Genomic DNA, 19,562 nt, shown 5'->3' on the forward strand with positions numbered 1-19,562 from the left:
AAGGGGGTTCTGCTCGCTGGGGCGCGGCCCCTTTCGGGCCGATTCCGTGGCGACGCCCCGTGGCCCCCTCGTTACTCCTATGCTTCTACATGTGTGTAGATTCTGTCATCGGTGATCTTCGCATGTCGAGTCCGTCCGTGCCTGTGCGGGCGGCAACGATGGGCGGAGGTATGGCCGTTGGCGGCGCACACGTGCCTGCTGGCTCGTATTCAGGGAGGGAAGATCATGGCTTCGATCGATCTCGGCGGAGTTCTCGACAAGGCGTGGGCGGACAAGAGCCTGCCGGAGATCCTGGCGGCGCCCGTGGACGCCCTCAAGGGCGTCAGTGAGCGGCAGGGCGAGCTGCTCAAGGAGGCGTTCGGCATCAAGACCGTCGCCGACCTCGCCGACCTCAAGTTCGCCCGATGGGCCCAGGCCCTCGCCGCACTGGACACCGCGAAGTAACACCACACTCCGGGGGTGCACCCCCGCTCCGGGTGCACCCCCGAACGCCCCGGCGGCCTGCCGCCGCCGGGGCGCCGGCCTCTGTGAACCATGACTGAAGGAGTGAACGCCACGATGGTGTTCAAGCGACTGCTCGGCTCGATGGGTGTCGGCGGTCCCACCGTCGACACGGTCCTCGACCCCGTGAGCGCCGTACCCGGCGGCAGCCTGTCCGGCGAGGTCCGCCTCACCGGAGGCCGCGCGGACTTCGACATCGAGCGCATCACCCTCGAACTCGTCGCTCGCGTCGAGGCGGAGACCGAGCACGGCGAGCACGACGGCGTGGTCGTCTTCGAGCGCTTCACCGTCGACGGCGGTTTCCGTCTCCACGAGGGCGAACAGCGCACCGTTCCGTTCGCGGTCTCGCTCCCCTGGGAGACCCCCATCAGCGAGCTGCACGGGCAGGCCCTCGGAATCGTCCTCGGGGTACGCACCGAACTCGGCGTGGCCGGGGCCAAGGACAAGGGCGACCTTGACGCCTTCGCCGTCCGCGCGTTGCCCGTCCAGGAGGCGGTGCTGGAGGCTCTGGGTCAGCTCGGTTTCGGATTCAAGTCCGCCGACCTCGAATTCGGACGCATCGCCGGCACCGGTCAGCAGCTGCCCTTCTATCAGGAGATCGAGCTGACCCCCGCCCCGCAGTACGCCCACCAGGTCAAGGAGATCGAGGTCACCTTCCTCGCCTCCCCGGCCGGCATGGAGGTCGTCCTGGAGGCGGCCAAGCGTGGCGGCCTTTTCTCCGAAGGGCATGACGCTTTCGCCCGCTACACCGTCCACCATGACCAAGCCGACCACACGAACTGGAATGCTGAGGTCGACGGCTGGATCCGTGCCCTGCTCGAGGCGCACGGCGCGCGAACGGCCCACGGGGCCCACGGCCACGACTCCTACGGGCACGCCGGCGACAAGCACGACCACGGCCACGGCCACGGCCACGCGGGCCATCGCTCAGGCCCGGGCATGGGTACGGTCGTCGCCGCCGGCGCGGCCGGACTGGCCGTGGGAGTGGTCGGCGGCATGGTCGCGGCCGAAGTCGTCGACGAGGTCGGTGACTACTTCGAGGGCGACGGGGACGAGGGTGACGACGAAGCCTGACGAGTCGGTGGTCCGGACATGGGCTGACCCTCGGGGCGCCCAAAGCCGGAGCTACTCGGAGGGGCGGAACCAAGACGTGAAGGGTGAACGTGCAGGAGATGGCCATACTCGACGGCGGTCCGGCGGAAGGGCTGCGTATGCGTGTCGCGGGCCGGCCGGCGGTCGTGCAAGTGACATACCCCTGTGAGCTGGAGGGCCAGGCGACCGGAGTAGGGGCCGCGGCGCTCTACGTGTACCGCCTCGACCGCCGGGTGAAGGAGGAGCCCCTCCGGTACCGCTACGACGGTGCGAGCCCATGAGATGCCGTCGACGCCCGGCAGGAACAGCGGGGTCTGACCGGCCCCTTCACCAACGGACGAAAGAGAACTGATCATGTTCGACAGCCTGAAGGGCTTGGTCGGCAAGGCAACCGAGCTGGCCACGGAGCACAGTGAGGTCCTGGCGCAGGGGCTGGAGAAGGCCGCCGACGTAGTGGACGAGAAGACGGACGGCAAATACAGCGACCACATCGGCACCGGCGTGGACAAGGCAAAGGGCTTCCTCACAGGTCTGGGTGAGTAGTCCCAGTAGCGACCCGGCCAGGCCGCAGGCCGCTGCCGCTCAGGCGGAGAACGTGGCCGCGTGCAGGATGAAGTAGAGGGTGACGGCCGCGTTCGCCGAAGAGAGGGCCGAGGCCGTCGCCCCGCCCGCCGCGGTCCAGACCGCCAGGCCGACCCGGGTGAACGCGGGCGGCCAGGCCCGGCCCACGGGCGCCGGACCCAACAGCGCTGCCACGCGTCGCGGTACCGGCCCGGCCACCGCGAAGTGCGCCGCCGCGGGAGCCACCCCGCCGCGCGAGATCAACGCGGCCTTGCCGATGGCCCGTGCCACGGTCCGCCTGCTGCCGACCCGTGTCGCGGCCTCCTCGTCGGCCCACCGCTCGGAGGTGTAGGTCACGGCCGTGCGCAACGGTCGCAGGAAGGGATTCGCCCGCGCCGCCAGCCGGACCACCAGCAGGAACAGGTGGTGGCGGCAGCAGAGATGGGCACGCTCGTGCGCGAACAGGGCCCGCCGCTCGCGGGAGGTGAGCGCCGCGAGCATGCCGGTGCTGACCACGATCCGGTCCCGGCGGCCCGGCAGGGCGTACGCGTACGGGGCTTCGTCCGGCAACACCGCCACCGACCCCGGCCGAGCCGTACGAAGTGCTGCCTCCGCACGGCGCCGTACCCGCCGGTGCCGCCGTGCCGTGACGGAACAGGAGACCAGTACGGTCAGCAGCGCCGGGATGGCGAGCCGTCCAGCGACCTCGTCGTACGGGACGGCCTCCCGGACCTCCGGGTCCGACCAGCTGTCGGGCAGGGGATTGCCCGGGAGTTGCGCCGTGCCCACGACCATGAGCAGGGCGAGGCACAGCGTGCTGCAGCAGGCCAGTACAGCGGCGATGACGGTCAACAGCCGGGTCGCGGTGCGCGGGTGGAGGTGCTGTTCCGCCAGGCGTGCGATCGGCCAGGCGGTGAGCGGAAGGACGAGCGGCAGGAAGACGAAGACCCCCATGGTGTCAGTCTCCCTCCTCCTCGCCCGCCTGGGCCAACAGGTCGCGGAGGAGCTGCTCGTCTCCCGGGGGTAGGGCGGTGACGAAGCTGGTGAGCACCGCGTGGCGGTCTTCCTCGCCGTCCAGGACTCTCCGCATGCGCAGTGCGGCAAGCCCGGCCTCGTCGGCGACCGGTGTCCACTGGAACGACCGGCCGACCCGCTGGCGCGCCACGGCACCCTTGGCGTGCAGCCGGGTCAGGATCGTGATCACGGTGGTGTATGCGAGCTCGCCGCCCAGGCGGTCCTGGACCCAGGCTGCGGTGACCGGTTCCGGAGCCTCGCCCAGGGCGGACAGAACGGCGATCTCGAGCTCGCCCTGCCCGCGCCGCCGCGGGTGCCGCCCGTCGCCGCCCGCTCTGTGCTCCGTCATGCCGAATGGTCTCCATCTGCCGCGCCCCGGCCGTAGTGCCGGAGTGGTTCATCGTACTGACCTATGGCGCTGACCTCGCCGTGCGCTGCGGTTCCCCCTGCGCTGGTGAACCTGATCCGAGCGGGCCACGCATGTTTCTACATTGCTGTAGATTCACTGCGCAGCGGATGCACAAGCGTGCAGAGAATCAAGGAGTCGCCGTGTTCGGCATCAGCGAGATGGCCATCGTCCTGATTCTGCTGGTGCTGCTTCTCGGTGCCCGGAAACTACCCGAACTCGCGAGGGCCGTGGGCAAGTCCGCCCGCATACTCAAGAGGGAGGTGCGCGCGGCGGACAACGAGCCGGCCGCCGGACCGAAGCGGGTGATTGAGGTGACTCCCGCTGACGTGATCGATCCCCGGCCGGACAGCGGCGCTTCCCGAAGCTGAACCCACTGAGGAGACGAGTGTGTCGGAGACCTGGTTCGCGATCGGGCTGGCCTCCGTAGGAGTGCTCCTCTCCATCGTCGGCGCCGCGCTCTACGTGCTCCCCGGTCCTGGAATCCCGGTGCTCGCCGTCGGCGTGACCCTCCTCGTCGCGGGTGTCGGACTCCTTGGCGCGGACGTGCAGCGAGGCTGAGGCCCTCCTGATCCCGCTGCCACAGCGGTGCCGGTCCACTGGACGGGAACGCACCAGGGTGGTCCGGAGGACCGTGCTCCTCCGGCGTGGACGGCCCGCTTCAGTCCTTCGTAGGCTGGCCGCCGACGAAGAGGGGCGCGGTGAACGGAAACCCGATGTACCACTGGATGGCGCTGGCGGTGTCGACAGCGGTGATGCTGCCGATTCCGTTGGCCGTGCTGGCAGGGTGGACGCCGCCGTGGATGCGGAAGAAGCGAGCCGGAATGCGGCTTCGCGCCTATGGCGTCCTGTGCTTCTACGCCCTCATGCTCGCCAACGGGGTCCCTCGGATCGCCGACGCGTCCACGGAGACGGTCATGTTTTGTATGAACGTCGGGTTCGGCTTCATCGCCGCTGCCGTGCTCCTGTTCCTGCTCGCGGAACGCAAGGACCCGCAGCGCTAGGGCGGCGTCGCGTGCCGCTTCCCGAGGGAAGCTGTTCGTCCCGCGCGGCGGTCCCGCCCACGTGGTGCCGGCCCCTCAGGTCCGCCGCACCGTCCCTGTTGCCTTCACGTGGGAGGGCTGGGCCGGGAGCGAAGACTCGCCGCCCGGTCCGCTACCCGTCGTCCGTGCGGTTGTCCTTGCGGGCTGCAGAGTGGCCTGGTCCTGGTGATGGTCCCCAGCGCGTTCGAGGAAGCGCAGAAGTTCGACGGGGAAGGGCAGGACCAAGGTGGAGTTCTTCTCAGCGGCCACAGCCACGACGGTCTGCAGAAGCCGCAGCTGGAGTGCGGCCGGCTGTTCGGACATGACCGCTGCGGCCTGGGCGAGCTTCTTGGACGCCTGGAACTCGGCGTCGGCGTTGATCAGCCTGGAGCGCCGCTCGCGGTCGGCCTCGGCCTGCCGGGCCATGGAACGCTTCATGCCCTCGGGCAGGGAAACGTCCTTGATCTCGACACGGTCGATGGTCACGCCCCACTCGACGGCCGGACTGTCCATCATCAGTTCCAGGCCCTGGTTGAGCTTCTCCCGGTTGGACAGCAGCTCGTCGAGGTCGCTCTTGCCCAGGATCGAGCGCAACGAGGTCTGCGCCATCTGTGACACGGCGAATCGGTAGTCCTCCACGCGGATGATCGCGTCCACCGGGTCGACGACCTTGAAGTAGATCACCGCGTCCACCCGCACGGTGACGTTGTCCCGGGTGATGCCGTCCTGGGCCGGAACCGGCATCGTGACGATCTGCATGTTCACCTTGTGCATCCGGTCGACCACGGGAACGACCATTGTGAACCCCGGACCGCGGACGGAACCCATCAAGCGGCCGAAGCGCAGTACGACTCCGCGCTCGTACTGCCTGATCACCCGGGCGGCGGCCGCCACGTACAGCACTGCACCGACGCCCACCAGTGCGAGTACGGTCAGCAGTCCCTCCAGCATGACAATCACCAGAAATCATCAGATTTTACTTCTTCTTGGGATTGTTCCCGCTGAGGGTGCGGGGTAGACCCGGGATGCCGCTCGGGCGTCAGGAAGGGCAGTTGTCGCAGGTGAGAGCGCTGGTGCTCTCGGCTGAGACTGCACGTCCTGTCACGCTCTGTGAAGAGCGCGGAGCTTGCTGTACTCGCAGCGTTTCGTCTGGGGCCAGCCGGGGGCCGGTCGGTGACCGTGTTCGCCCAGGGCTCGCGATGGCAGTGAGGGGTGCCGGCAGGCAGCCGCTGGACGCGGATACCCCGTTGCCGGCGGCCCCGGCTCGCCGCCGGGGCCGCCTCGGAGGGGTGCGGTTCGGGGCCGTCCCCTGTTAGTGGGCCGAGAACCACCGACTGGTCCGATTCCTGCCCGGGGGCAACGGTAGCTGCATGTGTAGCCGCCTTGCCCCTGAACTCTCTTGTGGGTGATGGCTCCCTGAGCTCGGGCTCCGGCCAGCACGGCTGCTCCGAGCGTGGTGGCCCGCAAGCCGCCCGACGGGAAGTTCGGCCGGTGCAGCCGATTGGCTGCAATATCCTTCTGCCGTGGTGAACTGGCGGCGTTCTCTGGTGCGTGGGTTCTGGGCTTTGGACCGGGCCATGGGCGGCCAACGGCGTCCGACGGGGATCCAGAAGTGGGTGGCCCGGCACCGGATCGGCACCGGCCTGTGCGTCGCCGTGCCCACCACCCTCCTTTTCGTGTTGCTGTCGCCCGAGGAGGGACCGGATAATCTCCTGTTCGCTGTGCTGTTCGGGCTCCTCATGGGGCTTGCCTTCGGCCTCACGGCCGCTTCGGAGCGGCTCCGGCAACATCGGCTCAAGCGTCTGGGAATATGGGACGGATCTTGAGAGGGCCTGTGGCTGCGCTGCGGCAGAGCTGGAGATGACTTCCGAGTACACCGTGGTGTAGATGGACGAGGGGACCGGCTCCCGCGTCCCGTGTTGCCGTTCGTAGTCTGGTTCAAGATGTGGACCCGCCGGGGCAACTGCCCTTCTGGCGGTGCATTCTTGATCGGTGGCGAATTTCTCTCGGTCCCAACTTCCTTTGCCCGATGGCTGGATGGTCGTATGCGGCGACGACGGTCTGGCCAGGCGGCTGGCCGTGGAACTCCGGGACGTGTACCGGGAGCGTGTGACGCTGGTGGTGCCCGAGGCCCGGGCGCCGCAGCCGGCGGTGGGGCGACGGTCCGGGCGGGCCCTCGGACTGCTCAGCCGCGTACCGGTGGCCAGGAACGCCCGCGTTCCGGCGGCCGAGCAGCCGGACCCGCACCTGCGTGTCGTGGAAGGGGCCGAACCGGACGAGGAGCTGCTGGCCGCAGCCGGAGTTGAGCGGGCCGCCGCACTGGCTCTGGTGTACGAGGACGACGAGACCAACGTGCGGGCGGCTCTGGTGGCCCGTCGGCTCAACCCCAGGCTCCGGCTGGTGATCAGGCTCTACAACCGGAAGCTGGGGCAGCACCTGGAGGAGCTGCTCGACCAGGCGGCGATCATCGCCGAACCCGGACTCGATCTGCGGGAACTGGACGCGTCGACCACGGTCCTGTCCGACGCCGACACCGCCGCGCCGGCCCTGGCCGCCTCCGCCATCGCGGGAACCAGCAAGATCGTGCAGGCGGACGGGTTGCTGCTCAGGGCGGTCGAGCGCACCCCGCCGGGCAGGGGCCAGGTCGCCGACCCGGGGCTGTGCACCCTCGCCCTGCTCTCGGCGACCACGGGCGACCCGGCTGGCACGGAGGGCTCGGAACACAGTGGCGACCGTGGGCCGCAGCTGCTGCCTGACGACCGGGCGGTGGCCGCCGCGACGGGCCGTGGCATCGTGGCCCTGGAGGCCGTGTCGCATGCCGGCCCCGTCGTGTCGGCGGGCCGTCTGGCGGGGGCGACGCTGCCCGTTGCCTCTTTGTTCTCCCGGCGGCTGCGGTGGTCCCTGGCAGGGATCGTCGCGGCCGTGGCCGCGCTGGCGGTGGCCTCCTGGATCACGACCGGGGACCATCCACTGCACGCGGCCTACATCACGCTCCTCGACATCTTCGCGATCAACGATCCCGCGGTGGAGGAGCCGGCCGAGCGCAAGACACTGCAGATACTTGCGGGGTTCGTGGGGCTTCTCCTGCTACCGGTGCTCGTGGCGGCGGCACTGGAGGGACTGGGGGCGTTCCGGACCGCGACCGCGCTGCGCCGGCCGGCCCGCCGGACGTCCGGCCATGTCGTTTTGCTGGGGCTCGGCAAGATCGGGGCACGAGTGCTGGCCCGACTGCGCGAGCTCGAGATTCCGGTGGTGTGCGTGGAATCCGACCCGGAAGCCAGGGGCATCGAGCTCGCGCGCCGGCTGCGCGTACCGGTCGTCCTCGGCGACGTGACCGAAGAAGGCGTGCTCGAAGCGGCGCGGGTCGGCAAGGCGCACTCCCTGCTCGCCATGACCAGCGCGGACATCACGAACCTGGAGGCAGCCCTGTACGCGCGGGCGGTCCGTCCCGATCTGCGGGTCGTGATGCGGCTCTACGAGGACGACTTCGCCACCGCCGTGTACCGCACCCTGCGCGCCACACACCCGGACGCCCTCACCCGGAGCCGCAGCGTGACCCACCTGGCGGCACCCGCCTTCGCCGGCGCGATGATGGGCCGGCAGGTACTCGGCGCGATACCGGTCGAGCGCCGCGTACTGCTGTTCGCCGCCCTGGTGGTGGCCGGCCATCCGCAGCTGGAGGGGCGGACCATCGCCGAATCGTTCCGGCCCGGTGCCTGGCGCGTAATCGCCCTGGACACCAGCGCACCCGAGGACCGGCGCCCCGATCTGGCCGCCGCACCAGGGGACAGTCGCCTTCCCCAGGCGGGCCTGGCCTGGGATCTGCACCCCGGGTACGTCCTCAAGCCGCAGGACCGGGTGGTTCTAGCGGCCACCCGTCGTGGCCTGGCGGAGCTGCTCGGACGTGGCGCCGTCTCCGCTTCCGGGACGTGAGACGGCTGATACCGGGAGCAGGGCAGCCTTCTCGGCCTTACTGAGCGTCAATTCTGGTCGCATTAAGCATGGTTGACGCGACTCCGATGGCGGCCACAGAGGGCGGGGATTGCCGGTCGCGGAGGCTCACGTCTTCATGTCGCGAGGCTCCGCGTCGCCGTCTGCGCACACCGGTGTGAGAGGCCTCGTCTGGGAGTCATCGGCCGCGGCCGTAGCGAGGCCTGATCGAGTCTGGCGTGTCACGAGCGCACTTATGGCCCCGTGCGGCATGTTCTCCTGTGCGGGCTATGCCCCGGAAGTCTCGATTCGGGGAGTCTGTGGAGGTGTGCCTTGGGTGCGAGCGGAAGCGGGCAGAGCGGTTCCGAAGAGCCGCCGCGGCCCATTCCGCAAGATGCGGTACACGCGCATCCGGGACGGGAGAAAGACAGTGTGCCGGCTGCGGCGGGTCGCGCCTCAGATGCGGCACCGGAAGCGGACGAAGCCGCGCCGCAGTGGTCTACGAGATTTCGGTCGGCCTTGGGAACCGCACGGATGGCCGGTCCGCCGCCCGGGCCCTCGCGCCCGGAGTTCTGGCGCAGCCCCTTGCGGGGCCCCTGGCTGACCTCGGTGCTCGGGCTGGTCCTGCTGGCGGGTATCACGGTGCTGTTCGTGACGGGCCTGCTGTCGTACGCGGCGTACAACCCGGACCTGGCGGCGCTGAACGACCAGACGCCCGACAAGGGGTGGCTCGGCTTCTACCTGTTCTCCTGGCCGACGTCCCCGTACTGGCTCTACCGCGTCACCCAGGGCGTGCACGTCACCCTCGGGATCGTGCTCGTACCGGTACTCCTGGCGAAACTGTGGTCGGTCATCCCGAAGCTCTTCGAATGGCCCCCCGTACGGTCGGTCGCCCACGGCATCGATCGGCTGTCGCTGCTCCTTCTGGTGGGAGGCGCGGGCTTCGAGTTCGTCACCGGCATCCTCAACGTGCAGCTGCACTACATCTTCCCGGGCTCCTTCTACACCCTGCACTTCTACGGAGCCTGGGTCTTCATCGGCGCCTTCGTGGTCCACGTGGCCTTCCGGCTGCCGAAGGCCCTGCACGCGGTAGGGCCCAGGCTGGGGGAGCCGGCGCCCGGTACGGAGGACGCGGCGGGCCTGGTCTCCCCGCGCCCGGCGGCGCCGACCATCTCCCGCCGGGGCGCACTCGGCATGATCGGGCTGGGGTCGCTGGCACTGCTGGCGGTGACCGCCGGGCAGAGCGTGGGCGGATGGTTCCGGCAGACGGCGCTGCTCGCCCCGCACGGGCAGGACCCCGGCTCCGGCCCGAACGGCTTCCAGATCAACAAGACCGCCGCCTCCGTCGGGATCCGGCCCAGCGACATCGGCCCCGCCTGGCGGCTGACCGTACGCGGCGCCGGCCGACAGGTGGACCTGACCTACGACCAGCTGCTGTCCCTGCCCCAGAGCGAGTCCTCGCTGCCCATCGCCTGCGTGGAGGGCTGGTCCACCCCCGACCAGCACTGGAGCGGGGTCCGCCTCACCGACCTGGCCGCGCTCGTCGGGCTCGGCACCGACACCCCGCGGGTGCTCGTGGAGTCGGTGCAGCGCGGCGGGTCGTTCCGCTCCGTGGTCCTGCGCGACAACCAGGCCCGGGACGCCCGCTCGCTCCTCGCCGTGCGCGTCAACGGGGCCGTCCTCTCCCACGATCACGGCTACCCGGCCCGGGTGATCGTCCCCGGCGCCCCTGGCGTCCACAACACCAAGTGGGTCACCCGCCTCACCTTCGGAGGGCCGACGTGAAGTTCCACCTCCCGCACGCGGGCGGGATCGCCCTCCGGCGCCGCTACGGCGCCTCCCCGCTCCACCTGCTCCTCGTCCTCGCCTCCTTCGCCCTCGCCGTCTACGCGGGCCTGAGACTCCTCAAGGGAGACACCTTCGGCGTGGCCCTCTGGTTCGTCGGAGCGGCCCTGGTCCACGACCTGGTGCTGCTGCCCCTGTACTCGGTGACGGACCGGGCGGCGCAGGCCTGCTTCGGGACTTCCGGGCCCGGGCATCCCGCGGGGCGGGTGAGCGTCAACTACGTCCGCGTGCCGGCCTTCGTCGCCGGTGTCCTCCTGCTCGTCTGGTGGCCCCTCATCCTGCGTCGGGTGGATCACTTCACGGCGTACACGGGTCTTCCCGCGGACGGGTTTCTGGCGCGCTGGCTGCTGATCACCGCCTCTCTCTTCGCCGCCTCGGCCGCCGTCCTCCTCCTACGGATGTGGCACGGAACCAGGGCGAGCAGGCGTGCCGCGCGGGCTCAGGCCAGGGCGCGCAAGGCCAGGAAGTGACGGCCCTCGGCGGAGGACCATCGTTCGGTCGTGATCCACCCCGAGGCACGGGCATGACGGTCCAGCGCTGCGGCGCCGACGGCGGCCCAGGGGAAGAACGCGCCCACGGGGCGGCGACCCACGTGGATCCGGACCCGGCGGCGCTCGTCCACATCCTCCTGAGCGGTCTCCACCAGGAGCTGCCCGTGCCCGTGCACCAGACTTCTGATCCGGAGCAGCAGTTTTCGGGGATCACCACCGATGCCGATGTTGCCGTCGATCAGCAGTGCTGTTCCCCACCCACCCTCGTCGGGCAGCGGATCGAACACCGACCGGTGCAGTGCGGCGCCTCCTCGGCAGGCCGTGGCGCGGACCGCCGAAGGACACACATCGATGCCGAGCGCGGTGTGTCCCCGACGGATCAGCGCCTCCACGAGTCGGCCGGCCCCGCAGCCGATGTCCAGCACCCGGCCCCTGCACCGCCGCAGTACGGCCCGGTCGCCGGCGTCTGCCGCCGCGCACCATCGTTCGAGGTCCAGTGGTAGGTACCAGCCCTCGGCGTCACGCAGCGACAGGTCACCCTGCTGCGTTCGGATCGCCGCCGCGTAGGGGCCGCTGCTCCATCCTTCGGGGTCGTGGACGGTCACTTCCCATGTTTGGCCGCATGGCCAGATCGCAGTGCGCGGGGCGAGGTGGATTCCACCCGATCGGACCGCGCCCCGGTGCTCGTCTACGACGCACAGGGGATAGCGGCGCCTTCTGAGGCCAGCGATCCGGGACCGGGCCCGGCCAGAGGACAGGCATGGGGCGGTCCGGGCGGGGCAGGCACTAAAGGGGGAGCACAGCAAAGCGGGACGGAGGGCCGGATCATGGAATGGTGGCTCTGGGTGATCGCAGTGCTCGTGATCCTCGCGGTGATCGCAGTCTCGGCGCTTGTCACACAAGCGCGCCGCCGACGGGGCGAAGCGGTGGTCGAGCAGCACCATCCGCCGAGCGAGGGCGGAGGCAAACCGGGATGAGGTTCCTGATACGCGTCGCCGATGTCGTGGGTCGGCCGGTTGTAACCCTGAACGGGGATGCGATCGCCCAGGTCAAGGACGTGGTCCTGGGTGCGGCGGACGGCCGTGTGACGACGTTTACCCTCAACGGCCGGGGCCTGTTGTCCGGGCCGTTGCGCGAGATCCTGCCCTGGAGCAATGTCCGCGCCTTCGGGCCCGACGCCGTTATGGTCGTCAACCGCTCGATGGTGGTCGGGCCGGACGAGACCGAGTCGACCGGGGGCACTGGATGCGGGGTTAACGGGGCTGCTGTGCTCACGGTGGAGGGCGAAGATGTGGGTCGGGTGACGGACGTGATACTCGACGTGGCGGACGACGCCGCGTGGGCGGTTGGGTACGAGGTCCGCCTGGGCCACCAGGGCGCAGGCCGCGGAACAGTCATGATGCCTGTCCCTCTGCCCATCGCGGCCACGCGCGAGAACGTGGTGGTGCCCGTGGCCTCCGTCCGGTTCACCACGGAGGACCTCACTGGATTCCGTGAGGCCGCTCGCGGACTGGAGCGGGCGTTGCGGGAGGAAGCGTCGTGAAGCGGTTCGGAGACGTCATCCGCCTGCCGGTCGTGGCGGCCGACACGGCCGAGCGAGTGGGCAAGGTGACTGGTGTGGTGCTGGCTCCTGCACCTGCCCGGGTGGAATTCGTTCATATGCACACGGCTCGCGGGGACGAGCTCGTCGCATGGGCAGAGGTACGTGCCATCGGTCCGGACGCAGTCATGATCAATCATGGGGCAGGTCCTTTCGCCGATGCGTCCGTGTCCGGCCGGCAATCCGGCCCCATAGGGAAGTCGCTGTTGACGGACCGAGGCCGGCGGCTCGGCGAGGTCCGCGATGTCACCTTCGACGAGGAGGACGGCAGGCTGGTCAGCCTGACGACAGCTGCCGACGTGCTGGACGGCGCCCGACTTCTCGGCGTTGGCGATTTCGCCGTCGTGATCACAGATCAGGCGATCCGTGAGGCCGACGAGAGCGGTTCGGGCTCTGCTTCCGGCTGAGACCGACGCGCCCTGCCGTTGAAGGGTGGATGCACATGAACTGCTACGAATGCACCACAGGGCCCGGTCCGGTCCGGACTGCGGTCGCTGTCTGCCGGGAATGCGGAGTGGGACTCTGTGGTGATCACCTGCGGGTCGAGGCACACGAGCTGCACCGCCCGGCAGGGCTGGGTAAGACCACGACGGAGCTTCCCGCGCGGCGAGTCGTCTGCCCCGTTTGCGCGTCGGCCGAGGCAACTGTGCCCGGACCGGTTTGATCGGGAGCGCAGTAGGGCGTGGGGTGGCTGCTGCCCTTACCTCGGCCGGGTCGGCCGCCCCTAAATCCTCTCGGAGTCCGGCACGCAGTTGAACGTGATTGGACTCGACCGCCCACCGCCGAGGCCGAACCAGCACTGCGGAACAGATGGGAGCCGTGGCGGAAGGCCGGGGCTCCCATGGTTTCCGTGCAGCGTCAGTGGTTGCCGGAGAGTTTGCCGGAGAGCGTGCCGTGGAGGTCGGCACTGGGGTTGTTGAGGCCGGTGATCTCGACGATCTTGCCGCGCTGGGCGTACTTGGTCTCGATCGCGTCCAGGGCGGCGACGGACGAGGCGTCCCAGATGTGCGCCGCACTCAGGTCGATGACGACCCTGTCGGGGTCGGAGACGTAGTCGAACCGGCCGACAAGATCGTTGGACGAAGCGAAGAACAGTTCGCCGGTGACCCGGTAGACGACGGTGCTGCCGTCGGGGTCGACCACGGCGGTGACCTCGGCGAGGTGGGCGACGCGCTTGGCGAAGATGACCATGGCGGTGACCGAGCCGACCACGACGCCGACGGCGAGGTTGTGGGTGGCCACCACGCAGGCAACGGTGATCACCATGACGGCGATCTCGCCCGCGGGCATCCGCCTGAGCGTCTTGGGCGCGATGGAGTGCCAGTCGAAAGTTGCGAAGCAGACCATGATCATGACGGCGACCAGGGCAGCCATCGGGATATCGGACACGATCGGGCCGAACACGATGCACAGCACCATCAGGAACACGCCCGCGAGGAACGTCGACAGGCGGGTGCGGGCGCCGGAGACCTTCACGTTGATCATCGTCTGACCGATCATGGCGCAGCCGCCGATGCCTCCGAAGAACCCGGTGACGATATTGGCGATGCCCTGGCCGATCGACTCACGGGTCTTGTTGGAATGGGTGTCGGTGATGTCGTCGACCAGCTTCGCGGTCATCAAGGACTCCATCAGGCCGACCAGCGCCATGGCGAAGGCGTACGGCGCGATCGTCGTCAGCGTGTCCAGGGTGAACGGCACGTCCGGCAGGCCCGGCACCGGCAGGGACGAGGGCAGCTCACCCTTGTCGCCGACGGTCGGCACCGCGATGGCCGCGCCGACGGTGATCGTGGTCAGGATGACGATGGATACCAGCGGGGCCGGGATCACGGTGGTGACCTTCGGGAAGAACACCATGAGCCCCAGGCCGGCGGCGATCAGCGGATAGACGGCCCACGGGACGTCACGCATCTCGGGGACCTGGGCCATGAAGACCAGGATGGCGAGCGAGTTGACGAAGCCGACCATGACGGAACGAGGGATGAACCGAATCAGCCGCGCGACCCCCACGGCGCCCAGGGCGATCTGGAAGACGCCGGCCAGGATGACGGCCGCGATGAGGTAGCCCAGACCGTGCTCGCGGTTCAGCGGGGCTATGACGAGCGCGACGGCACCGGTGGCGGCGGAGATCATCGCCCGCCGGCCGCCGACGATCGAGATGACGACGGCCATGGTGAACGAGGCGAACAGGCCGAGCGCCGGGTCGACACCGGCGATGACCGAGAACGAGATGGCCTCGGGGATGAGGGCCAGGGCGACGACCAGCCCGCCGAGCACTTCGGTGCGCCAGACCTTCGGGTCCGAGATCCAGTCGGGCTTCAGGCCACGCAGGCGCGCGGCAGGGGACACAGGAGTGGCAGCAGAAGGCAAGGGAGACAAGACCTGTCGTGTTCGGGCGCATCCCGCTCGGCGGGCCGGGCTGGGGCGGGCGGGAAGACGCGGCGGTGCCGGGGTCGGCACCCCGCAGGGGCTCCGACGGGCTCGGAACCGGAACGCTGGGAAGGGGGCCCGACCCCTGCGGTGAGGGGTGCGAGGGTGTTACGTCCTGGCGCGAAGCGTCACGGTGGGCAGGCGGCGGCGTCGAACGTGATGGGCACGCGCACGCTTCTCTCCTGCAGCAATCGGAAATGGCCGGGGGCGTCGTAGGCCCCGACACGGCAAACGGCGGGACGAACCCGCAGGCCGCCCTCGCCACGAGCCACCATACCGGGACGCCGGGGCAGGGATCGGTGTCGCCCAGGTCTGCCGAGGGTGGCGGAGGGCGCCCTGCCTGCATTTCGACCTGCGGTGCCGTGCCCCGGCGGATCACTCGTGGCCGAACTGCTCGGGCCAGTGCGCCCGCCGATCGATCCGCTCCAGTTCCGTCGGCGGGGCCTGGGCGGCGCGCGGGTCCTCGGGCCAGCCCTCGACGATTCCGGCGGCCCACTCGGCCCACGAGGCGACGAGGCGGTAGTACTCGGTGAGGAAGCCGCCGACGAGCATGGTCTGAGCGGTTCGCTCGGGAAAGGGGCCCGTTCCGGCCCTATAGGCCTCGACGGCGGAGAGATTGTCCTCGTTGCGCTCATCAGCCCACGCGCGAGCGGCCCGGAGCGTGGCGAGGGTGTCGGCTCTGGTGCCGGAATCGGCGAAGAAGACCTGGAGCAGCTGCTCGGATTCCAGAGCCGGGCCGGTCCCGGGCACGTGAAGCCAGGAGGCGAGTGCCTGGCGGCCGTCGGGGGTGATGCCGTAGACGGTGCGGGGGCGCCGACCGACCGTCTCCCGGCTGGCCTCTGCCAGGCCCAGCCGGACCAGCTTCTTCGGCTCCTCATAGATCTTGCTCTGCGCGCGGGGCCAGATCCGTCCCAGACTCCGGTCCATCTGCTGTGCGAGCTCGTACGTACTCCACCGCCGCACCGCCAGCAGGCCGAGGATGGCGTAGGAGGTAGTGGTGAGTGTCGGGGCGGTTGACATGGTGGCCTCTGAGGCGTATGCCAGAAATGAGTAGTCCCTTTGGGAGTATATGTCTCAGGTGGTGATGGGGATGCCCGAGGTGATGAGGGCCGATCCGGCCAATGCCGAGCAGGCTCGCGCGTGGGACGGTGACGAGGGCGCTTACTGGGCAGAGCACGCAGATGTGTTCGATAGGGCCCTGCGGGCCTACCGCGATGCGTTCTTCGAGGCCGCGGAAATCGGGCTTGGCGAGACGGTGCTGGACATCGGCTGTGGAACGGGGGAGACCGCTCGGGACGCCGCACGGATCGCCACGGATGGACGGGTGGTCGGGATCGACCTTTCGGCCGCCATGCTCCGGGAGGCAAGGCGCCGCGCGGTCGCAGAGGGTCTGGACAACGTCGTCTTCGAGCAGGCGGACGCCCAAATCCACCCCATGCCTCGGGAAGCGTTCGACGTGGCGATCAGCCGGACGGGGACTATGTTCTTCGCCGACGTGGTCGCCGCCTTCCGCAACATCGCCGCGGCACTCCGCCCCGGCGGGCGGTTCGTGCAGCTCGTCTGGCAGGAACCGGCCCGCAACGAGTGGTTCTCCGACTTCCGGGAGGCCATGGCCGCAGGGCGCACCATGCCCACACCGCCGCCGGGGGCTCCGGGCCCGTTCGCTCTGGCGGACCCCGACCGCATCCGTGCTGTACTGGCCGGCTCCGGATTCACCGACGTCGTCATCCGCGGGCAGGGCGCTCCGATGTGGTTCGGGGCGGAGGCCGACGCCGCGCACCGCTTCGTGAGCGGCTTGCTGGGCTGGATGCTCGAGGATCTCGACGATGAGGGGCGCGCCGGTGCCCTACGTGCCCTGCGCGACTCGCTGACGCGGCACGAGCAGCCCGACGGAGTCTTCTACGCGTCGGCCACCTGGCTCGTGAAGGCCGTCCGCGAGGCCTGAGGGCGCGACTCCAACCGGGCACTGGGTGCTGTGTCCCAGCGGCGATCCGATCAGTGAACGTATATCCCCGAGATGCGAGGATGGAGCCCCTAGGTAGTCCACTGCCTGCCAGGAGACACGATGTCCCCCACTTCACCGATCGGTCCCGCCGCGCCGTTGCTGGTCTTCGGTGCGGTGTTGACCGCGGCCGGCCTCGTGATGTACCTGGATGCCGGGCCGGATTCGCTGCTTCTGGCCATGACGGTGCTCGCCGGTGCCGCGTTGCTCGCTTTGTGGGTCGCGGCGCGGCAGCGGTGATCGGGCCGGGTGCTCGGGGTCGCGGTTCTGGGCTGGCCGTCGCTCGTTGTGGCCCCGCCCACCCGGCAGCGGAGAAACCGCGGACGGGCGGGCAGCAGCCGGCTACTTGAACGAGATCAGCTTCGTGCGGACGTGATCCGCGACCTTGTCGCCGAGAACGAGCCCGTCCTCAGCGTCCCAGGGGAAGTGGACCCCGAGCCAGATCCGGCTTTCCGCGTCCTCGAGGGCGGCCTGGCTGAAGCTGGTGAAGAACGGGCCTTGACCGGGGAGCGGGGGTCGAGGCTGCCGTCTCGGATCGCGGAGACGGGGCGCCACAGGTCGATCGGGGTGATCTCCACCGAGGAGGTGGCGGCGTGATCATGGCGGTTAGGTCTGTACCAGCGGTAGCCCTCTGGGAGGGTCCGGGGGCGGAATGACCGGCCCCGGCCCGGTGCATGGCCGGAAAACCGTGGGAGCCGGGTCCGCCCGTCCGTAATGCGGGCGTAATGGTTTGTGAACCCGGCATCCAGTTGAATGCGGTCGGAAGACACATCGCCCGTCGGGCGCGGAGCAGGGAGTCGTGGGATGAAGCTGGGTCGTGGGCGGCGCGGGCCGTTGGTGGCGGGTGTCGCCGTCGTGGTGACGGTCGCCCTGGTGGTGGGGCTCTACCTGTTCCAGCCGTGGAAGCTGTGGCAGGACGAGACGGTCAGTGAAGCCCTGCCCGCCGCCTCGCCGACTGCGCCGAGCGGGAGCCCTTCGGGGACCGTCTCCGCTGCCCCGGCGCCGCCGGCCGCGCCGCAGACCCTGACCCAGGGCTCGTTCATCAGCCACGAGCACGACACGAAGGGCGCCGCCAAGGTCGTCCGGCTGGCTGACGGCTCCCACGTGCTCCGGCTGGAGGGGCTGGACACGAGCAACGGCCCGGACCTGCGGGTGTGGCTGACCGACGCCCCGGTGAAGGAGGGCGTGGCGGGCTGGCGCGTCTTCGACGACGGCAAGTACGTCAGCTTGGGCAAGCTCAAGGGAAACAAGGGCGACCAGAATTACGAGATCCCCGCGGACGTGAACCTCGCCGACTACTCCAGTGTCGCGATCTGGTGCGACCGATTCGACGTCTCCTTCGGGGCTGCGGAACTCGCCAAGGCGTAGTCGGTCTCGGCGGGTGCCCGTCCCGAGGTCCACGCGAGCCTGCCTGGAGACCTCCCCACCCCCTCCCTTCGAACACCGGTGGTATCGGTTCGCCGCTCCCTTGGGCCGAGCCGTGGCTGCGACCTGACCTGCGGCGCCTCGCGTGCTGGGGACATGGCAGGCTGGCCCTCGGCCAGTGACGTGCACGAAGGGGCGGGGCGAAGGGTGAGCGACGAGCAGCCGAAGACGGACCAGTATCTGGAGGGCAGCGCAGGCCTCCTGCGCGAGGCCTGCGTCACCGGCCGCCGCTTCACCCGCGACGAGCTGGAGGCCCGCCGCGACGCGGGCGAACGAGCCGCCGAGGCCGGCGTCGGGCTACGGGCGCTCGTCCGCGCCCACCTGGCCCTGGCCCGTGACATCCAGCCGGAGCTCCCCGTACGGGAGCTTCCCTACCTGCTCGCTGCGCTGGAGCAGGCGGTCGACGCCTTCGCGGAGGGGTACGAGAGGGCTCAGCAGCAGGCGGTGCGACAGCAGGAGGCCGCGCGGCGGGAGTTCATCGACGACCTGCTGTACGGCGGCAGCGACCTGGGCCGGCTCGCGGAGCGCGCCGAGCGGTTCGGCCTGCGCCTGTCGCAGGCCCACGCGGTGGCGGTGGCCCAGGGCCCGGAACCGTACGGGGACGGCTACAGCATCGTCCGGGGCATAGAGGCGGCCGTCCTGGCCCGGTTCGGCAACCGCAGCATCCTGCTGACCACCAAGGACGGCCGCCTGATCTGCGTCGCCCCCGGTGACCAGCCCGACGTCCTCGCCTACTTCGCCAAACAGGCGTACGCGGCCACTGACGGCGGCCTGGTCGCCATCGGCCGGACTCACGCGGGCGCCGGGGGAGTGGTCCACTCATACGAGGAGGCCCTCAACGCCCTTGACCTCGCCCGGCGCATCGATCTGGAAGGGCCGGTCCTGCACGCGGCGGACCTGCTGGTCTACCCGGTCCTCGGGCGCGACCGGCAGGCCATGGCCGATCTGGTCAGCACCGTCCTCGGACCCCTCCGGGAGGCGCGGGGCGGCGCGAGGCCGCTCATCGACACCCTCCACGCCTACTTCGACGCGGGCTGCGTGGCCACCGATGCCGCCCGCGTACTGTCGCTGAGCGTCCGCGCCTTCACGTACCGCCTCGAACGCATCCACAAGCTCACTGGGGCCGATCCCGGGGATCCGCGCCACCGATACACCTTGCAGACGGCTGTCATCGGTGCCCGGCTGCTGGACTGGCCGCAGCAGGAGCAGTGACGGCCCGTGACGCATCGCCCGGGTCGACCCC

At 69.9% G+C, this 19,562-nt stretch carries 25 protein-coding genes; 19 read left to right on the top strand and 6 right to left on the bottom strand.

Annotated elements, in window-relative coordinates; all coding sequences use genetic code 11:
* Positions 1-225: 225 nt before the first annotated feature.
* From ACGFQ9_RS14770 to ACGFQ9_RS14785, 4 genes are all read left to right on the top strand, one after another.
* Entirely contained in the window at positions 226-444 is a 219-nt protein-coding gene (locus ACGFQ9_RS14770) for a hypothetical protein (protein WP_150260774.1), read from the top strand.
* Positions 445-558: 114 nt separating this feature from the next.
* Positions 559-1,575, top strand: coding sequence for a sporulation protein (locus ACGFQ9_RS14775; protein ID WP_393574144.1), 1,017 nt, complete (start codon positions 559-561; stop codon positions 1,573-1,575).
* 170 nt (positions 1,576-1,745) lie between these two features.
* Positions 1,746-1,874, top strand: coding sequence for a hypothetical protein (locus ACGFQ9_RS14780; protein ID WP_393574145.1), 129 nt, complete (start codon positions 1,746-1,748; stop codon positions 1,872-1,874).
* A 73-nt stretch (positions 1,875-1,947) separates the two neighbouring features.
* Positions 1,948-2,136, top strand: a complete 189-nt coding sequence (locus ACGFQ9_RS14785) for an antitoxin (protein ID WP_393574146.1) — start codon at positions 1,948-1,950, stop codon at positions 2,134-2,136.
* Positions 2,137-2,175: 39 nt separating this feature from the next.
* Here ACGFQ9_RS14785 and ACGFQ9_RS14790 read toward each other — a convergent pair whose 3' ends face one another.
* Both ACGFQ9_RS14790 and ACGFQ9_RS14795 read right to left on the bottom strand, forming a co-directional pair.
* Complete coding sequence (locus ACGFQ9_RS14790; protein ID WP_393574147.1) at positions 2,176-3,108, bottom strand: M56 family metallopeptidase; 933 nt, start codon at positions 3,106-3,108, stop codon at positions 2,176-2,178.
* A 4-nt stretch (positions 3,109-3,112) separates the two neighbouring features.
* Entirely contained in the window at positions 3,113-3,517 is a 405-nt protein-coding gene (locus tag ACGFQ9_RS14795; protein ID WP_393574148.1) for a BlaI/MecI/CopY family transcriptional regulator, read from the bottom strand.
* Between the two features lie 200 nt (positions 3,518-3,717).
* Between ACGFQ9_RS14795 and ACGFQ9_RS14800 the strand changes: the two genes are divergently transcribed.
* The 3 genes from ACGFQ9_RS14800 (at position 3,718) to ACGFQ9_RS14810 (ending at position 4,578) form a co-directional block, all read left to right on the top strand.
* A complete protein-coding gene (locus ACGFQ9_RS14800) occupies positions 3,718-3,945 on the top strand; it encodes a twin-arginine translocase TatA/TatE family subunit (RefSeq protein ID WP_150260784.1) in 228 nt (75 codons plus the stop codon).
* Positions 3,946-3,964: 19 nt separating this feature from the next.
* Positions 3,965-4,135: a hypothetical protein gene (locus ACGFQ9_RS14805; protein ID WP_393574149.1), complete on the top strand. Its 171-nt coding sequence runs from the start codon at positions 3,965-3,967 to the stop codon at positions 4,133-4,135.
* 140 nt (positions 4,136-4,275) lie between these two features.
* Positions 4,276-4,578: a hypothetical protein gene (locus ACGFQ9_RS14810; RefSeq protein ID WP_393574150.1), complete on the top strand. Its 303-nt coding sequence runs from the start codon at positions 4,276-4,278 to the stop codon at positions 4,576-4,578.
* Between the two features lie 75 nt (positions 4,579-4,653).
* Here the strand turns inward: ACGFQ9_RS14810 and ACGFQ9_RS14815 are convergent, their stop codons facing one another.
* Entirely contained in the window at positions 4,654-5,547 is an 894-nt protein-coding gene (locus tag ACGFQ9_RS14815) for a slipin family protein (protein WP_393574299.1), read from the bottom strand.
* Positions 5,548-6,119: 572 nt separating this feature from the next.
* Here ACGFQ9_RS14815 and ACGFQ9_RS14820 point away from each other — a divergent pair.
* The 4 genes from ACGFQ9_RS14820 to ACGFQ9_RS14835 all read left to right on the top strand — a co-directional run bounded on the left by ACGFQ9_RS14820 (position 6,120) and on the right by ACGFQ9_RS14835 (position 10,841).
* Positions 6,120-6,422, top strand: a complete 303-nt coding sequence (locus ACGFQ9_RS14820) for a hypothetical protein (RefSeq protein ID WP_393574151.1) — start codon at positions 6,120-6,122, stop codon at positions 6,420-6,422.
* A 211-nt stretch (positions 6,423-6,633) separates the two neighbouring features.
* On the top strand, positions 6,634-8,529 hold the full coding sequence (locus ACGFQ9_RS14825) for a potassium channel family protein (RefSeq protein ID WP_393574152.1): 1,896 nt from the start codon (positions 6,634-6,636) through the stop codon (positions 8,527-8,529).
* A 531-nt stretch (positions 8,530-9,060) separates the two neighbouring features.
* On the top strand, positions 9,061-10,311 hold the full coding sequence (locus ACGFQ9_RS14830; protein ID WP_393574153.1) for a molybdopterin-dependent oxidoreductase: 1,251 nt from the start codon (positions 9,061-9,063) through the stop codon (positions 10,309-10,311).
* Positions 10,308-10,841: a hypothetical protein gene (locus tag ACGFQ9_RS14835; protein ID WP_393574154.1), complete on the top strand. Its 534-nt coding sequence runs from the start codon at positions 10,308-10,310 to the stop codon at positions 10,839-10,841. The genes ACGFQ9_RS14830 and ACGFQ9_RS14835 overlap by 4 nt, the downstream gene beginning before the upstream one ends.
* On the opposite strand, the gene ACGFQ9_RS14840 is transcribed toward ACGFQ9_RS14835, so the two are convergent.
* Positions 10,811-11,467, bottom strand: a complete 657-nt coding sequence (locus tag ACGFQ9_RS14840; protein WP_393574155.1) for a class I SAM-dependent methyltransferase — start codon at positions 11,465-11,467, stop codon at positions 10,811-10,813. The two genes, ACGFQ9_RS14835 and ACGFQ9_RS14840, sit on opposite strands and share 31 nt — an antisense overlap.
* Before the next feature lie 222 nt (positions 11,468-11,689).
* Here ACGFQ9_RS14840 and ACGFQ9_RS14845 point away from each other — a divergent pair, with 222 nt between their 5' ends.
* From ACGFQ9_RS14845 to ACGFQ9_RS14860, 4 genes are read left to right on the top strand one after another with little or no spacing between them, the layout of a single operon-like run.
* Positions 11,690-11,839 (top strand): hypothetical protein, encoded by a 150-nt coding sequence (locus tag ACGFQ9_RS14845; protein ID WP_393574156.1) that lies wholly within the window; start codon positions 11,690-11,692, stop codon positions 11,837-11,839.
* Entirely contained in the window at positions 11,836-12,405 is a 570-nt protein-coding gene (locus ACGFQ9_RS14850) for a PRC-barrel domain-containing protein (RefSeq protein ID WP_393574157.1), read from the top strand. Before ACGFQ9_RS14845 ends, ACGFQ9_RS14850 begins: the two co-directional genes overlap by 4 nt.
* Positions 12,402-12,869: a PRC-barrel domain-containing protein gene (locus tag ACGFQ9_RS14855; RefSeq protein ID WP_393574158.1), complete on the top strand. Its 468-nt coding sequence runs from the start codon at positions 12,402-12,404 to the stop codon at positions 12,867-12,869. The genes ACGFQ9_RS14850 and ACGFQ9_RS14855 overlap by 4 nt, the downstream gene beginning before the upstream one ends.
* 35 nt (positions 12,870-12,904) lie before the next feature.
* A complete protein-coding gene (locus ACGFQ9_RS14860) occupies positions 12,905-13,126 on the top strand; it encodes a DUF2180 family protein (RefSeq protein WP_393574159.1) in 222 nt (73 codons plus the stop codon).
* A 194-nt stretch (positions 13,127-13,320) separates the two neighbouring features.
* Here ACGFQ9_RS14860 and ACGFQ9_RS14865 read toward each other — a convergent pair whose 3' ends face one another.
* Entirely contained in the window at positions 13,321-14,811 is a 1,491-nt protein-coding gene (locus ACGFQ9_RS14865) for a SulP family inorganic anion transporter (RefSeq protein WP_393574160.1), read from the bottom strand.
* A gap of 456 nt (positions 14,812-15,267) precedes the next feature.
* Positions 15,268-15,912 carry a PadR family transcriptional regulator gene (locus ACGFQ9_RS14870; RefSeq protein ID WP_393574161.1) on the bottom strand — a complete coding sequence of 215 codons (645 nt, stop codon included), beginning with the start codon at positions 15,910-15,912 and terminating at the stop codon, positions 15,268-15,270.
* Between the two features lie 49 nt (positions 15,913-15,961).
* Between ACGFQ9_RS14870 and ACGFQ9_RS14875 the strand changes: the two genes are divergently transcribed.
* The 4 genes from ACGFQ9_RS14875 (at position 15,962) to ACGFQ9_RS14890 (ending at position 19,531) form a co-directional block, all read left to right on the top strand.
* Complete coding sequence (locus ACGFQ9_RS14875; RefSeq protein WP_393574162.1) at positions 15,962-16,837, top strand: class I SAM-dependent methyltransferase; 876 nt, start codon at positions 15,962-15,964, stop codon at positions 16,835-16,837.
* A gap of 120 nt (positions 16,838-16,957) precedes the next feature.
* The gene (locus ACGFQ9_RS14880; protein WP_393574163.1) at positions 16,958-17,134 is read left to right on the top strand and encodes a hypothetical protein; all 177 of its coding nucleotides are present in this window, start codon (positions 16,958-16,960) and stop codon (positions 17,132-17,134) included.
* 564 nt (positions 17,135-17,698) lie between these two features.
* The gene (locus ACGFQ9_RS14885; protein ID WP_393574164.1) at positions 17,699-18,262 is read left to right on the top strand and encodes a DM13 domain-containing protein; all 564 of its coding nucleotides are present in this window, start codon (positions 17,699-17,701) and stop codon (positions 18,260-18,262) included.
* Between the two features lie 204 nt (positions 18,263-18,466).
* A complete protein-coding gene (locus tag ACGFQ9_RS14890) occupies positions 18,467-19,531 on the top strand; it encodes a PucR family transcriptional regulator (protein WP_393574165.1) in 1,065 nt (354 codons plus the stop codon).
* Positions 19,532-19,562: the final 31 nt, after the last annotated feature.

The sequence above is a fragment of the Streptomyces sp. NPDC048603 genome, from assembly GCF_043199475.1.
Taxonomy (GTDB): domain Bacteria; phylum Actinomycetota; class Actinomycetes; order Streptomycetales; family Streptomycetaceae; genus Streptomyces.

What these genes read in the sequence shown, in the direction of transcription:
- ACGFQ9_RS14770 (WP_150260774.1), top strand. Translation starts at nt 226, where the DNA reads ATGGCTTCGATCGATCTCGGCGGAGTTCTCGACAAGGCGTGGGCGGAC.
- ACGFQ9_RS14775 (WP_393574144.1), top strand. Translation starts at nt 559, where the DNA reads ATGGTGTTCAAGCGACTGCTCGGCTCGATGGGTGTCGGCGGTCCCACC.
- ACGFQ9_RS14785 (WP_393574146.1), top strand. Translation starts at nt 1,948, where the DNA reads ATGTTCGACAGCCTGAAGGGCTTGGTCGGCAAGGCAACCGAGCTGGCC.
- ACGFQ9_RS14790 (WP_393574147.1), bottom strand. Translation starts at nt 3,108, where the DNA reads ATGGGGGTCTTCGTCTTCCTGCCGCTCGTCCTTCCGCTCACCGCCTGG.
- ACGFQ9_RS14795 (WP_393574148.1), bottom strand. Translation starts at nt 3,517, where the DNA reads ATGACGGAGCACAGAGCGGGCGGCGACGGGCGGCACCCGCGGCGGCGC.
- ACGFQ9_RS14815 (WP_393574299.1), bottom strand. Translation starts at nt 5,547, where the DNA reads ATGCTGGAGGGACTGCTGACCGTACTCGCACTGGTGGGCGTCGGTGCA.
- ACGFQ9_RS14825 (WP_393574152.1), top strand. Translation starts at nt 6,634, where the DNA reads ATGGTCGTATGCGGCGACGACGGTCTGGCCAGGCGGCTGGCCGTGGAA.
- ACGFQ9_RS14830 (WP_393574153.1), top strand. Translation starts at nt 9,061, where the DNA reads ATGGCCGGTCCGCCGCCCGGGCCCTCGCGCCCGGAGTTCTGGCGCAGC.
- ACGFQ9_RS14845 (WP_393574156.1), top strand. Translation starts at nt 11,690, where the DNA reads ATGGAATGGTGGCTCTGGGTGATCGCAGTGCTCGTGATCCTCGCGGTG.
- ACGFQ9_RS14850 (WP_393574157.1), top strand. Translation starts at nt 11,836, where the DNA reads ATGAGGTTCCTGATACGCGTCGCCGATGTCGTGGGTCGGCCGGTTGTA.
- ACGFQ9_RS14860 (WP_393574159.1), top strand. Translation starts at nt 12,905, where the DNA reads ATGAACTGCTACGAATGCACCACAGGGCCCGGTCCGGTCCGGACTGCG.
- ACGFQ9_RS14870 (WP_393574161.1), bottom strand. Translation starts at nt 15,912, where the DNA reads ATGTCAACCGCCCCGACACTCACCACTACCTCCTACGCCATCCTCGGC.
- ACGFQ9_RS14875 (WP_393574162.1), top strand. Translation starts at nt 15,962, where the DNA reads ATGTCTCAGGTGGTGATGGGGATGCCCGAGGTGATGAGGGCCGATCCG.
- ACGFQ9_RS14880 (WP_393574163.1), top strand. Translation starts at nt 16,958, where the DNA reads ATGTCCCCCACTTCACCGATCGGTCCCGCCGCGCCGTTGCTGGTCTTC.
- ACGFQ9_RS14885 (WP_393574164.1), top strand. Translation starts at nt 17,699, where the DNA reads ATGAAGCTGGGTCGTGGGCGGCGCGGGCCGTTGGTGGCGGGTGTCGCC.